At 69.1% G+C, this 614-nt stretch carries 1 protein-coding gene; it reads left to right on the forward strand.

The annotated features are described in order from the left end of the window. Positions 1–125: 125 nt before the first annotated feature. Positions 126–614: leucine zipper domain-containing protein (locus H5965_RS46005; protein WP_310977645.1), on the forward strand; the 489-nt coding region annotated here is incomplete at its 3' end.

Genomic DNA, 614 nt, shown 5'->3' on the forward strand with positions numbered 1-614 from the left:
TGTGATGTCCAGGGACGTTGTTCCGAGTCGAGGTGACCCGGTGTCGGCCTGTCGTGCTGACAGGTGAAGGCCTCCGGTTGTGAAGTGGAGCTGTCTAGGAACCACATCACCCGCCGGAGGCCTTCGTGTCCCACCCTAACGCCACCCTGACCCCACGCACCCGGCTACGGCTGGCCCGCCTGATCGTCGAGCAGGGCTGGACCTGCGCCGAAGCGGCGAAGATGTTCATGGTCGCCGCCAAGACCGCCCGCAAATGGGCCGAACGATACCGGCACGAAGGCCCCGCAGGGATGGCCGACCGCAGCTGCCGCCCGCACCACAGTCCTGCCAAGACCTCACCCGCGCTGGTCCGAAAGATCGTGCGACTGCGGTGGCGGCACCGGCTCGGCCCGGTCCAGATCGCCGGCCGGCTCGAGCTGCCCGCCTCCACGGTGCACGCGGTGCTGGTGCGCTGCCGGATCAACCGCCTGTCCCGTATCGACCGGGTCACCGGCGAACCGCTGCGCCGCTACGAACACGACCACCCCGGCTCGCTGATCCACGTCGATGTCACCAAGTTCGGCAACATCCCCGACGGCGGCGGCCACCGCTACGTCGGCCGGCAACAGGGCGAG

This window comes from Amycolatopsis sp. 505 (genome assembly GCF_031625235.1).
In the GTDB taxonomy this organism is placed as follows: domain Bacteria; phylum Actinomycetota; class Actinomycetes; order Mycobacteriales; family Pseudonocardiaceae; genus Amycolatopsis.